The organism is Actinobacillus ureae ATCC 25976 (assembly GCF_000188255.1).
In the GTDB taxonomy this organism is placed as follows: Bacteria; Pseudomonadota; Gammaproteobacteria; order Enterobacterales; family Pasteurellaceae; genus Actinobacillus; species Actinobacillus ureae.
Map to the genome: position 1 here is coordinate 1425589 of NZ_GL831080.1, position 13572 is coordinate 1439160.

Sequence of the window (13572 nt, forward strand, 5' to 3'; positions counted from 1 at the left end):
ATAATCTACTACAGCCCCTTAATTTTTGCTATTTCTCTATTTAGATTCCAATTCAATGAAAGCCGAGAATTTTCATCTGATTTTAAGCGTTTGTAATCCTGAATAAGATACAACTTAAATTCCGCTGAAATCCAAGATGCAAACTCCAAAGCAATATCACTATGCGCAAAAGTACCACCATAACGTCCGGACTTAGAAACAATACCAATAGCATGGGTTTTATTTATCCATTGACTCGGAGAAAGCGTAAAAGCATTAGCACCGGCTTCTTTTCTAAACCCGTCGAATTCGACGGGGTTAAAATTTGAATTATGTATACTTTCCCACAGTCCTAAAAATTCAATCGTATCTCGAGTCCTTAACCAATTTCGAATCACATCATTAGGTTCATTACTCTTATACTTTGCAATATCCGTTAAACTGATATAGTCATTTTTGAAATCTTGCGTATAAATGTTAATAGCAAGCCCATTCGCATTAAGTATTTCTTTTTTTCATATCATTCACCTGTATTTAAAAAACAGCTGAATGATATTTTTAATCTGCCGATTTTGAATAGAAACGAATCGTAATTTCTCGATCTATATCGCAAAAATATTTAAGAAGTACAATAAAAAAGCGGCCATATTTCTTCCATTTTTTACAAAATTTTGAAGAAAAATAACCGCTTAACTCTATACGGAATCCAAATTAAATATATTCCACACTAATAATATCGAATTCAACTTTACCGCCCGGAGTTACGATACTGACAGAATCGTCCACTTCTTTGCCGACTAAGCCACGAGCAATCGGTGAGTTTACTGAGATTAAGCCTTCTTTAATATTCGCCTCATCATCACCCACAATACGATAAGTCACTTCTTCATCGGTATCCGCATTCACTAGGCCGACTGTCGCACCGAAAATAACTTTGCCGTTGTTGACCATTTTGGTGACATCAATAATTTGTGCGTTACCTAATTTACCTTCGATTTCTTGAATACGACCTTCACAGAAACCTTGCTGTTCACGTGCCGCATGGTATTCGGCATTCTCTTTTAAGTCACCGTGTTCACGTGCTTCTGCAATCGCATCAATAATTTGTGGGCGGCGAACATTTTTTAGAAATTCTAATTCTTCACGAATCAATTCTGCTCCACGCACCGTCATAGGAATTTGTTTCATTATTTATCCTTTTATAAAAATTTTAAGGTTTACGAATATAAGTGAAAGGGCTATTATTCAACGTCTTGTTAAAAATATCAACTCCCGAATTTATATGCTGTTTAAATCCATCGGCAAACTCTTGCTAAAACTCTCTCTGTTTAGTTTACTTATCCCAAGCATTAGCTATGCGGAAATCAATACTCAAGAACTTTTGACTTATCTTCCTGCCGGAAGTTCTGCTACTTTTATCGCCAAAAACCTAGATACAAACCAAATTATTGCACAATATCAAAGCGATACCTTTATGCTGCCTGCCAGTACTCAAAAAGTATTTACTGCTTTAGCCGCTAAATTAGCATTACCGCAAGATTTCCGTTTTCAAACTGCACTGCTTACCAACGGCAAAGTTGAAAACGGCGTGATAAAAGGCGATTTAATTGCTAAATTTAGTGGCGATCCTGACCTAACAAGCGGTCAGCTTTATCAATTAATTAGCGAATTAAAGAAGCAAGGCATTACTAGAGTTGATGGCAATTTGATCTTGGATACTGCTGTGTTTGCCAGCCATGACAAAGCCGCCGGTTGGATTTGGAATGATTTAACCATGTGTTTTAGTGCGCCACCGGCAGCGGTGAATGTTGATAATAACTGCTTTTACGTAACCTTAGATGCAGACCAAACAGTTGGGAGTTCGCTAAAGTAAATGTCCCTGCCGCCTACCTTGTTCAGGTATTTAGCTCGGCTTATATTGTCGAAAAAGCTCAAGCACCATATTGCCAATTAGATGTGGTAGTAAATGATAACAACCGTTACCAAGTAAAAGGCTGTATGGCTCGCCAAGCAGAGCCCTTCGGGCTAAGTTTCTCGGTACAAGATCCGGCAAGTTACGGTGCGAACCTAATCAAAGCGAATTTGACACGTCTTGGTATCGCTTTTGATGGCAAATTTCAAGAACCACTCAATACACAAAACGGCACATTATTAGCCGAACATTGGTCTGCGCCGTTACCGAAACTTCTGAAGAAAATGATGAAAAAATCTGATAACCACATTGCAGACAGCTTATTTAGAACCATTGCCAATCAGCAGCATCATCGTCCGGCATCCTTTCCTCTGGCAAGTCACGTGGTTCGAAATTTATTAAAAAACAAAGCGGGAATAAAATTCGATAATAGTGTGGTTGTAGATGGTTCAGGTTTATCTCGCCATAATCAAGTCAGTGCGGCAACCATGTTACAAGCATTAGAATATATTGCGAAACATGAGCAAAACTTACAATTATTCGAAACGTTTCCAATTGCTGGTGTGGACGGTACCATTTCTGGCAGAGGCTCTGTTGCCGTCGAGCCATTAGCGAAAAATCTAATTGCCAAAACAGGCTCTTTGAAAGGTGTATATAATTTGGCGGGCTTTATGAAAAACGCTCGAGGCGAACGCATCGCTTTTGTGCAGTTTGTGAATGGCTATTCAACCGGTGAACTTGAAGGTAAAACTAAACGTGCGCCGTTAAGCAATTTTGAACATAAATTTTATATGGCGCTCTATAACGAATAATGACAAAAGGCACTCTGATGAGCGCCTTTTACTTAAGCAATTAAATCCTGATGGCTTCTTTGCATTTTTGCTTCAATATAACTACAACTCGGCTTGATTTTTAGCCCTTTTCCTTGAGCAAATGCAATCAATGCAGCATAAAGCTCACCGGCAATCCCCTTTCCTTGAAAGGCTTCATCCACTTTGGTGGTATAAACATCAATCACATTATCTTTAATATAACGATAACGTAATTTTCCGGCTTTGATTCCCTCTTCAGTTAGATAGCTAAACTCAAAATTGTCTAAATCATGTTTAATCATAACGCCTCCTATATTTTTGCATTCTACGCTTCTTTCTGTTTCCTGCAAGCGGTCATTTTTACAAAAAACTTTGCAAATTCGACCGCTTGCTAATGAAAAAAGCAAACGTTTGCGCTATAATAAAAAGGTATTTATTTAACACTCATTTTAAGGAACTTATAAAAATGGCGATTCAACAGGCGTTATTAAGTGTGTCTGACAAAAAAGGTATTGTAGAATTTGCACAAGGGCTTGTAGCTCGTGGTGTGAAATTACTTTCGACAGGTGGTACGGCAAAACTTTTAGCTGAAGCTGGCTTACCGGTCACAGAAGTATCAGATTACACTGGCTTCCCTGAAATGATGGACGGACGTGTAAAAACCCTGCACCCGAAAGTACACGGCGGTATTCTTGGTCGCCGCGGTACGGATGATGAAGTGATGAACCAACACGGTATCGAACGTATTGATATGGTAGTGGTGAACTTATACCTGTTTGCGGCAACGGTTGCGAATCCAAATTGCACTTTAGCGGATGCAGTTGAAAATATTGATATCGGCGGTCCGACAATGGTTCGTTCTGCGGCGAAAAACCATAAAGATGTGGCGATCGTAGTAAATAATAACGATTTTGATGCAATTCTTGCTGAAATGGATCAAAACCAAAACGAATTAACGCTTGAAACACGTTTCAACCTTGCGATTAAAGCATTTGAACATACTGCACAATATGATTCAATGATTGCGAACTACTTCGGTAAACTTGTTCCGCCATACCAAGGCGCAGAGGAAGAAAATTTAACGCAAGTCTGCGGTCAATTCCCTCGTACATTAAACTTAAATTTCATACGCAAACAAACCATGCGTTACGGTGAAAACTCACATCAAAATGCGGCTTTCTATGTCGAAAACGAAGTGAAAGAAGCTTCTGTTTCAACCGCAAAACAATTACAAGGTAAAGCGCTTTCTTATAACAATATTGCTGATACCGATGCGGCACTTGAGTGTGTAAAAGAATTTGCAGAGCCAGCTTGCGTGATTGTGAAACACGCTAACCCTTGCGGCGTGGCATTAGGTAAAGACATTTTAAAAGCTTATAACCGTGCTTACCAAACTGATCCAACATCAGCATTCGGCGGTATTATTGCATTTAACCGTGAGTTAGACGGTGAAACGGCACAAACGATTGCAGATCGCCAATTTGTGGAAGTGATTATCGCTCCAACTGTTTCAGAAGCGGCAAAAGCAGCGCTTGCGAAGAAGAAAAATGTGCGTGTATTAGAATGTGGTGAATTTACTCAAGCACAAAAACGTTTAGATTTCAAACGTGTAAACGGCGGTTTATTAGTGCAAGATGCGGATCAAGGTTCGGTTTCAATTGACGATTTACAAGTGGTATCTGAGCGTAAACCAAGTAAAGAAGAGCTTGAAGACTTATTATTCTGCTGGAAAGTCGCAAAATATGTAAAATCAAATGCGATTGTTTATGCGAAAAACGGTCAAACTATTGGTATCGGCGCTGGACAAATGAGCCGTGTATATTCAGCGAAAATTGCTGGTATTAAAGCAGAAGACGAAGGCTTGCAAGTTGCAGGCTGTGTAATGGCTTCAGATGCGTTCTTCCCATTCCGTGACGGCATTGATGCGGCAGCTAAAGTCGGCATTACTTGCGTAATCCACCCTGGCGGTTCAATGCGAGATCAAGAAGTGATTGATGCGGCTAACGAACACAGTATGGCAATGGTGTTAACTGGTATGCGCCACTTCCGTCACTAATTATGTCCGAACAAGCGGTCTATTTTCTCTAAATCTTTGCAAACTCTCCTCCTCCGTTCTAATTGAATTGCAAAACATAAAGGAAAATAGATCGCTTTCTTTAGGATGCATCCATAAAAAAAGCGAGATTTCTCGCTTTTGTTTTATATCATTAGTTAATGCCGTATTGCTCTGTATAAGGAATTAAACCTTTCTTCAGCATTTTGCGAACGCCGCTACTATAATTCGTACCGAAGCGCAATTCAAAATTCACCCCGAATTTATTATCGTAATATAAATCCTTGATGGTATCTGGCGCTCCGATTGGCGTTGCAGTCAGCTTACGAGCTACATATACATTAGCACTCCAGCAGCAAGTGTTATAGTTCATAGAGAATTGGCTCTCTACTGGTTTCTTGAGTGCAATATCATGATAATGACTTGCCATAAATGCAATGCGATCTGTTAGCTCCCAACCAACCACCGCACCAACCTGTTTAATATCTTGTCCATACGCATTGCTACGCAAGTTCTGATTAATATAATCTTTACTTGCAAAACGATAATTGAGCTGAACAAGCTTATCTTGGCTTGGTTTATATTGTAATGACGTATTAGCTAACGAGGTTCGGTTTAAACGCGTATCATACTGATAAGCTCCGTGCCAATTCCACTTACGATGGAACTTCCAGTTAGATTCCAATGCCCATGAAGATGATCGACCTGTAGTACGGAAATCATCAGAAATTTTAGACGGACTTAAATAGTACATTTGTCCTGCGCTAAAATTAAACACTTCAGCACCTGTTTTATCGCTATAAAAGCGTGTTGTTCCACCTGCTGTCAGGCGATTTGCTGATCCAATACGATCTAAACCACTAAATGAACGATCATTAAAGAAGCTATAAAAGTCCTGCTGCAATAACGTAGAGTTATAACCAAAACTTACACTTCGATTTAAGCTTGAACCAATATTACTTTGATCTTTATATGGGCGATAAACATATTGGACTCGAGGTTCAAATGTTTGATTGAATCCTTTAAATAATTGTTTATCTGCTTCTAGTACCGTTTGAAGATCAATTTTTACTTGAGGAATAACACGAGTAACATTTTTATCAATTTCACCCGCTTGATTACTGTTACCCTTCTCTTGAATATAATGGGTTGCATAAAGCTTTGTTTCGAAATTTAAGCTACCATAACGGTTTGCAAACGGGAAATTCAGTGTCGGCTCGACATGAAAATGCCACGCTTTCGGCATTAATGGACTATCATTCTCAAAGCGAGCAACTTGTGCGAAAAACTTAAAATTGCTTCCTTTTACTAGATCATCTTTATAGTAATTAAAATCAATTTGCGGTAATACGCGATATGGTCCTACATCCAGCTCATCGAATGTTTGGAATTTTTTACCCGAAATCGATAAATTATAATTTGGTTGATAATAACCTAATTTAAATTGCTGAGTAGCGTAGCCATCTGTACTGCTACCGTATTCCGAATCAAAATCAGAGAAGTAGCGTTTATCACTTACTTTGGTATAGTCCACATATAAACGCCAATCAGTTAAGAAACTCATATTATGGCGCCAGTGCATTAAATAACGCTTGCGGTCATTACCATCCGGCTTATATTCGTCTAAACGATCTTTACCCATATATTCGCCCGCAATAATACCTTCACCTAATTGGGTTAAATAACGGTATTCCGGACTAATTTGCCAGCCTCGGCGTGAATAATAGGTCGGTGTAATCGTTGCATCCATATTCGGCGCAATATTCCAATAAAACGGCTGTGAATAAGTAAAGCCATCTTTGCTAGAACGGCTAAAACTTGGAATCAATAACCCTGAACGACGGCGATCGCCAATTGGAAATTGCAAATATGGAGAATAAAATATCGGCATACCTAGCACTTTAAAACGTGCGTGCCAAATTTCAGCATATTCTTCATCAACATGCTGAATCATTTCGTTGCCTTCAATCGACCACGCATTATCATCCGGCAAACACGCAGTAAAAGTAGCATTTTTTAAAATACGTTTATTCTTACTAAATGACCCACTTTCCGCAGTGCCTCGCCCTTGACGCCCCACTAATTGGAATTCGGTATTCTGTAAGTCTGCCGTTTCGGCACTGAGATCCATTGCCGCATCACGACCTTGCGCTTGAATAAGATTATCTTGATATTGATATTTCCCTTTCAAAAATGCTCGGCGAGACTGTTCACCGTTTTGTTCTACTCGTACTTCATCTGCAAGAATAGAGCGGTTACCTTGTTTAATCGCAACATCACCGGTATAAGTCGCATCTTTAGGCTGATTAATCACTGCGCTATCCGCTTCGATTTCAACCGGTAGCAAGGTTTGATCGCCCTGAATTTCTTCACCTTGAAAATGCGGTACGCCTAATAGACACTGTTCTCTCAAATCCGCTTGCGCATACTGAGCATAAAACGCTGTCATCATTGCAACAGAAAGAACACTATAACGAGTTTTCATAATAGTTCCTTATGTGGATGGACTAACCCATCGTAAATTCTAAAAGTATGTAAACACACCTTTTACTTAAATAATTCTTGAGAATTGCTGTCTTTTCGCAAGCTGTCTTGAATATACGTCAAAACATAAACAAATATTACGAATTAGCAAGCGACCTCTAGGCGAAACCACAATGCTGTTTTCGGTAATTTCTAATAAACCGTCTTTTGCTAATGGCTCAAGTAGCGCTAAGTCTTCGGCAAAATACTGTTTAAAATCAATCTGATATTCAGCCTGCAAGCGGTCGAATTCCAACTTAAAGTTGCAAATCAGTGCTTTGATCACGTCACGGCGAACGCAGTCATCTTTACTTAATGCCAAGCCTTTATGTAACGCAATACCACCTTCTTCTACGTTCGCGTAATATTGTTGTAATTCTTTATGATTTTGTGCGTAAGTATCGCCAAGTAAACTAATCGCAGAGACGCCCATGCCTAACAAATCACATTCTTCTTGAGTAGTATAGCCTTGGAAATTACGGTGTAACACGCCCTGCTGTTGCGCAATGGCAAGCTCATCATCCGGTTTAGCAAAGTGATCCATACCAATGAATTTATAGCCGTTATCACCTAAAAACTCGATCGTTTTTTGTAGAATCGCTAATTTGGTTTCCGGAGGCGGTAACATATCGCCTTTAATTTTGATTTGCGCGGCAAAGCGACTTGGCAAATGCGCATAGTTAAACACACTCATACGATCTGGGTTCAGCTCAATAACACGCTCAAACGTATACATAAAGCTTTCGACATTTTGTTTTGGTAAACCGTAAATCAAATCAATATTGGTGGAAGTGAAACCAAGCTCTTTCGCACGTTTCATTAAAGCAAAAATGAATTCTTCGTCTTGCTCACGATTTACCAATTTTTGTACTTCTTTGTTGAAATCTTGAATCCCCATACTGATACGGTTAAACCCAATGCGACGCAAATGATCTAACATATCCAATTCAATTTCACGCGGATCCATTTCAATACTGATTTCAGCATCATCGCTCACGTTAAAATACTTGCGTAGCATCGCCATTAGACGCTCGGATTGTGCTTCATCCAAATATGTTGGCGTACCACCGCCCCAGTGAATTTGCGTTACCGTACGATTTGTGAAAAGTGGAGCACGCGTTTTAATTTCTTTTTCAAGATAGTCCAAATAAATATCTACTTTATGCTGATGACGAGTAATAATTTTATTACACGCACAGAAATAGCATAATTTATGGCAGAATGGGATATGCACATAAAGTGATAACGGACGATTCGGGTAGCGTTCTGCTGCCGCTTTAAAATCATCATCAGTGTAGCTTTCACTAAACTCTAACGCCGTTGGATACGACGTATAACGAGGACCGGATTGGTTATATTTTTGGATAAGGGCTAAATCCCAAATAATTTCTGACATTGGATTTCCTTCAAAGATAGGAGTCACTCACTATAATGTAATCTTCAACTGTGCGATATCAATGAGTAATTGATGACATTCCGTTTTAATTTGCTCTTCTAACTCGACTTCTTTCGATTGACGAAGTAAATTTTGCTTCATGCGTTCATTACGTTTTAACGCCTTACGCTCGTCTAAAATCGGCATATTTTCGACAACTTGATACAGCGCCCACATTGCTGGATATTGACTTAGTTGTTTGCCTAATACATCAAGTAATGGTTTTAAACGCAAAACGCCTTCCGAAAAATCACATTGTTCGGAAAGCATAGCTCTCGCAATTACATCAATACTGTCAATAATTCGCTCGAAACGTGCTTTCTGAGCCTGTTTTGCTTGTGCAAGTAATGCTTTCTGTTCAGTATTTTGCTTGCGCAATCTCAACATTAAGTAGATCGTATATCCTGCCATTGAAAGTACAACTAATATCGCAAGAATAAGGAGAAAAAATCGAATCATACGCTTTTTTAATTTTATCTAAATTGGTTAATATCCATGGTTTCGAATTGGCGAAGTAACGTATCACCGTTATCTTCATCCTCGCCTTGGATACCTAATTCAGTCATTAATTCGTCAATGCGATCTAAACATTCATCCACAAATTTTTGATCTTTAGCCGATAACGTTTTACCCACTTCAATTTCATCTAATAATTGATTTAAGATCTCATTATTCTCTAATTGTTCAAGTTCTAGTTCTGGAGATAAATGCGGTTTATATTCTTCTAACGGCACCGGCTTAATCGTTTGACCTTTCTCCGGTTTATTCACAAATTCGACCATAAGTGGAATTTTCTTACGGCTACCGATACGAAGATCTTTCACCTCTTTCACTACCGTTTTTTTCTGTTCTGCCGGATCTACATTACGTGAACCTGTCGGCAAGCCTTTATGTTTACGCTTTTTCTTTTCTTCACGGGCTTTTGCATCAAGTTCATAACGTGTAGGTTTACGGTTTTTACCGCCACCTAATTTAGGTTGTTCCGGTTTTTTATCTGCCTTTCTAGCAGGCATAATGTCGGTAATACGACGTGTTTTTTTAGTACGGCTCATAATATCTATTCTTTTCTATAAAAAATTAAACGATTATTCTACAAGGAATCTGATTTGCTGAACAGAGATGAAATGAAAATAGCGGTCAGATTCTTGGAGAATTTTGCAAAAATTTCTTTAAATTCGACCGCTATCTATCGTTAAAAGCTTTTAACTAACTGGCTGCCCACAACAAAATAGCGAGTAATTGAGGTAAAATAATACGTAAAAACATCGCTAGCGGGTAAACAGTCGCATAAAAGAAAGCGCTGCCGTACCGTTTCCGTCTTTAATTTCATTAGCGAATGCCAATGTCGGCGGATCTGTCATTGAACCGGCAAGTAAACCACACAATGAAAGATAATTCATCTTGCCATAAATACGCGCAATCAATACCGTTACCATTAATGGAACAAAAGTAATAATAGCACCGTATCCCATCCATGAAAGCCCTTCCGGACTGAGCAAGGTATCAAGGAAATTAGCACCGGTCTTTAACCCCACCACAGATAAAAATAATACAATCCCGATTTCGCGTAATGCCAAGTTCGCACTTGGTGGCATAAACCAATAAAGCTTACCGATACTACCAATTCTCGCTAAAATTAGCGCCACGACCAACGGGCCTCCAGCTAGACCTAATTTTAATGCGACCGGAAAACCCAGCACATAAAGCGGTAAGGAACCTAATAATACGCCTAAGCCAATCCCAACAAAGATCGGTAACATTTGCACCTGCTGTAATTTTTGGTGCGCGTCACCAATAATCACTCGCACCGTTTCGATATCTTCTTGATGACCGACTAAATTCAGTACTTCACCAAACTGCAATGTCATTTCACCATTAGGAATCAGTTCTACCCCTGCTCGATTCAAACGAGAAATCACCACTTCATACTTACCTTTTAGCATTAAATGGCGTATTTTCTTACCGAAGACATTCTCATTAGTCACCACTGCTCGTTCAGAACGATAGCACGCCCTCTTGTCGATAATGAAATATGCGCTTCTTCCCCTAAGATCAGCTGCATTTTATGTAACATAGCTTTCTCGCCAACTAAATGTAGAACATCTCCCAGTTGTAAAACCGTATCTACTTTAGGAACAAGTAGCTCTTCACCGCGTTTTAAGCGGGAATAAATCACTTTATGGCTTTCAAAATCAGGAATTTCTTTTAATTTTAGTCCGCCTAAATTCGGGTTAATTAGGCGAACATTTAAGGTATCAAGTCCCTCTTTTTGTTGATTTTGGCTATTATCAAAATCAGCGGCTTCTTTGTCTATATTGATTTTGAATAGAATTCGTACTAGCCACATCGAAAGCAAAATACCGATAATCCCAAACGGATAAGCAATAGCATAACTCATTCCCATTACAGCGGTGGTATTTTCTCCGCCTAATTCGGCAAACACCTGTTGACCCGCCCCTAAAGACGGTGTATTAGTCACCGCACCGGAGAAAATCCCCAAAATAGCCGGCAAAGGTACATCAAAAATAAGGTGAATTAAGGCAACTAAAATACCACTTAACAGCACAATTAAGATCGCAAAACCGTTTAGCTTTAAGCCGGATTGTCTTAAAGAACCAAAAAAGCCCGGTCCTACCTGAATACCGATTGAGTATACAAATAAAATCAAACCGAACTCTTGAATAAAATGCAAAGTATGCGCATCAATTTTAATACCGTACAATGTGGAAAAATGAGAAATGATTATCCCACCGAATAAAACGCCCCCAATACCCAGTCCCACACCTTTGATCTTTAAGTGCCCAAGCCATAAGCCCAATACGGCGACTAATGATAATAAGCTTACTATAATTGCTATATCACTCATGTTGAGCCTCCACGATAAAATAATGACTAAGGAAATTTTATTAAAACCGAAAAACAAAAAATGCGAACTAATTCAAGAAATAAGCGCTTGTTTACTCAAAAAACTGATCTTCCTCAAAATTTATGTGGATAATTGGATAAGTTTTTCTAATTTTATGAATAATTTTTCTTATCCAACCCCTTTGACAAATCAAAATGTTTGTTCTAGTATCGGGTAATATCTATTTTTAAACATTCATTTAACATTTTAGAGGAGCACCTATGGAACCAATAATTCTTAACGGTTACCACACACTTATTGCTGCTACACTCGTTCTTCTCGTAGGGCGCTTTTTAGTTGGTAAAATTAAATTTCTACAAGACTTTAATATTCCTGAAGCAGTAGCCGGTGGTTTAGTCGCAGCAACCGTTATTTTCTGCCTATATAACTGGACAGGCATTTCTTTCCAATTTGAAAAAAGCTTACAAAACGCATTTATGTTAGCGTTCTTCGCTTCTGTAGGTTTATCGGCAGACTTCTCTCGTTTAAAACAAGGTGGTATGCCCCTTGTGATCTTCCTCATTATCGTAGGTACTTTCATTATTATCCAGAATGCGGTAGGCGTTGGTCTTGCAACAGCATTAGGTTTAGATCCGCTTGTGGGTTTAATTACCGGTTCAATCACTTTAACCGGTGGTCACGGAACAGGTGCGGCATGGGCAAAAATCTTCTCTGAGCAATATGGCATCAGCGGTATTATGGAAATGGCAATAGCATCAGCAACATTCGGTTTAGTTGCAGGTGGTTTAATCGGTGGCCCAGTTGCTCGTCGCTTAGTCAATAAAATGAAAAAAGACCGTAAACAGCATAGTAAAAAAGTGGATGCTTCAGCGGAACAGTACGATAACAGTACTTTTGAAGATGCGGACAGTGTGCGTTTTATTACTGCAATTTCAACCATTGAAACCATGGCGTTATTTGCCGCATGTTTAGCATTCTCATCAGTCATGGCAAATTCTTTCCCTGATTTAGGTTTACCGCAATTCGTATGGGCATTAGGTTTCGGTGTAATTTTACGTAACGTTTTAACTGCCGTATTTAAATTTGATATGTTCGACCGTGCGATTGACGTATTCGGTAATGCATCACTAAGCTTATTCTTAGCGATGGCACTTATGAGCATTAAGCTTTGGGAGTTAGCAGGTCTTGCCGGACCAATGTTAATTATCCTCACCGTACAAACATTAGTGATGATTCTATATGGCTACTTCGTGACCTTCCGTGTAATGGGCAAAGATTACGATTCGGCAATTTTAACTGCCGGTCACTGTGGTTTCGGTTTAGGTGCAACCCCAACCGCGGTAGCTAATATGCAATCTGTAACAGAGACCTTTGGTCCGTCACATAAAGCTTTCTTAATCGTACCATTGGTCGGTGCGTTCTTCGTAGACCTGTTAAACTTAGGTGTAATTACTTGGTTTGTTGAGTTCTTACGTTAATAGTCTATAAAGTAAAGGGCACTTTAATTAGTGCCCTTTCTTTTTTACTGTAACAAGATTAGTGATAAGTTTTGCTAAACTTTTGATAGGCTTTTAAGAAATTTTCAAAATCCTCTAAACCACAAAATGCGATACTTTCTTGATCATAAAACTGGAATCCGTCTTCCATTTGCGATTCATCGAATGCATCATCCAGATTATTTGCTTTCACCATCACTTCATCCGCATCAATAAATAAACTATATTCTCGACCTTCCAAAACATATTCATAAGGATTCGGATAAGTTGCACGACACTTGTCGATTTCCGCTAAAACTTTGTTTATCTCTTGGGAATTCTCCGCAATCTCTGTATTTAACCAACGAGCAAATGCTTCGTGATCCATTGAACATTTTGCGACTACGCCGTGAATTGAATGTGTGAATTGATATTCCATTGCAAACTCCTTGAATGGGTAAATTTGCCTTATTATAGCGGAAAACAAGCGGTTAAATTTACAAAATTTTTGGGATAG

General features: G+C 39.0%; 10 protein-coding genes and 2 pseudogenes. 3 read left to right on the plus strand and 9 right to left on the minus strand.

What is annotated here, in order from left to right:
- Window positions 1–8: 8 nt before the first annotated feature.
- Together HMPREF0027_RS12635 and greA are read right to left on the minus strand one after the other, a co-directional pair.
- Window positions 9–485 carry a KilA-N domain-containing protein gene (locus tag HMPREF0027_RS12635; RefSeq protein WP_338029189.1) on the minus strand — a complete coding sequence of 159 codons (477 nt, stop codon included), beginning with the start codon at window positions 483–485 and terminating at the stop codon, window positions 9–11.
- 205 nt (window positions 486–690) lie between these two features.
- Window positions 691–1167: a transcription elongation factor GreA gene (gene greA, locus HMPREF0027_RS06695; RefSeq protein ID WP_005623352.1), complete on the minus strand. Its 477-nt coding sequence runs from the start codon at window positions 1165–1167 to the stop codon at window positions 691–693.
- Between the two features lie 94 nt (window positions 1168–1261).
- On the opposite strand from greA, the pseudogene dacB reads away from it, so the two are divergent.
- Window positions 1262–2703: pseudogene (dacB, locus tag HMPREF0027_RS06700) on the plus strand (serine-type D-Ala-D-Ala carboxypeptidase).
- Between the two features lie 32 nt (window positions 2704–2735).
- Here dacB and HMPREF0027_RS06705 read toward each other — a convergent pair.
- Window positions 2736–3005, minus strand: coding sequence for a GNAT family N-acetyltransferase (locus tag HMPREF0027_RS06705; protein WP_044024338.1), 270 nt, complete (start codon window positions 3003–3005; stop codon window positions 2736–2738).
- A 164-nt stretch (window positions 3006–3169) separates the two neighbouring features.
- Here HMPREF0027_RS06705 and purH point away from each other — a divergent pair, with 164 nt between their 5' ends.
- On the plus strand, window positions 3170–4759 hold the full coding sequence (gene purH / locus HMPREF0027_RS06710; RefSeq protein ID WP_044024339.1) for a bifunctional phosphoribosylaminoimidazolecarboxamide formyltransferase/IMP cyclohydrolase: 1590 nt from the start codon (window positions 3170–3172) through the stop codon (window positions 4757–4759).
- A gap of 151 nt (window positions 4760–4910) precedes the next feature.
- Here purH and lptD read toward each other — a convergent pair whose 3' ends face one another.
- From lptD to HMPREF0027_RS06735, 5 genes and pseudogenes are all read right to left on the minus strand, one after another.
- On the minus strand, window positions 4911–7241 hold the full coding sequence (lptD, locus tag HMPREF0027_RS06715) for an LPS assembly protein LptD (RefSeq protein WP_005623363.1): 2331 nt from the start codon (window positions 7239–7241) through the stop codon (window positions 4911–4913).
- A 66-nt stretch (window positions 7242–7307) separates the two neighbouring features.
- Window positions 7308–8675, minus strand: a complete 1368-nt coding sequence (hemN, locus tag HMPREF0027_RS06720) for an oxygen-independent coproporphyrinogen III oxidase (protein WP_005623365.1) — start codon at window positions 8673–8675, stop codon at window positions 7308–7310.
- A gap of 30 nt (window positions 8676–8705) precedes the next feature.
- Window positions 8706–9173 (minus strand): DUF2489 domain-containing protein, encoded by a 468-nt coding sequence (locus tag HMPREF0027_RS06725; RefSeq protein ID WP_005623367.1) that lies wholly within the window; start codon window positions 9171–9173, stop codon window positions 8706–8708.
- A gap of 14 nt (window positions 9174–9187) precedes the next feature.
- Entirely contained in the window at window positions 9188–9766 is a 579-nt protein-coding gene (gene yihI, locus HMPREF0027_RS06730; RefSeq protein ID WP_005623369.1) for a Der GTPase-activating protein YihI, read from the minus strand.
- A gap of 154 nt (window positions 9767–9920) precedes the next feature.
- Window positions 9921–11580, minus strand: a pseudogene (locus HMPREF0027_RS06735) (putative transporter).
- A 260-nt stretch (window positions 11581–11840) separates the two neighbouring features.
- Between HMPREF0027_RS06735 and gltS the strand changes: the two are divergent.
- On the plus strand, window positions 11841–13058 hold the full coding sequence (gltS, locus tag HMPREF0027_RS06740) for a sodium/glutamate symporter (RefSeq protein WP_005623378.1): 1218 nt from the start codon (window positions 11841–11843) through the stop codon (window positions 13056–13058).
- A 58-nt stretch (window positions 13059–13116) separates the two neighbouring features.
- Here the strand turns inward: gltS and HMPREF0027_RS06745 are convergent, their stop codons facing one another.
- Window positions 13117–13494, minus strand: coding sequence for a YacL family protein (locus tag HMPREF0027_RS06745; protein ID WP_044024341.1), 378 nt, complete (start codon window positions 13492–13494; stop codon window positions 13117–13119).
- Window positions 13495–13572 lie beyond the last annotated feature (78 nt).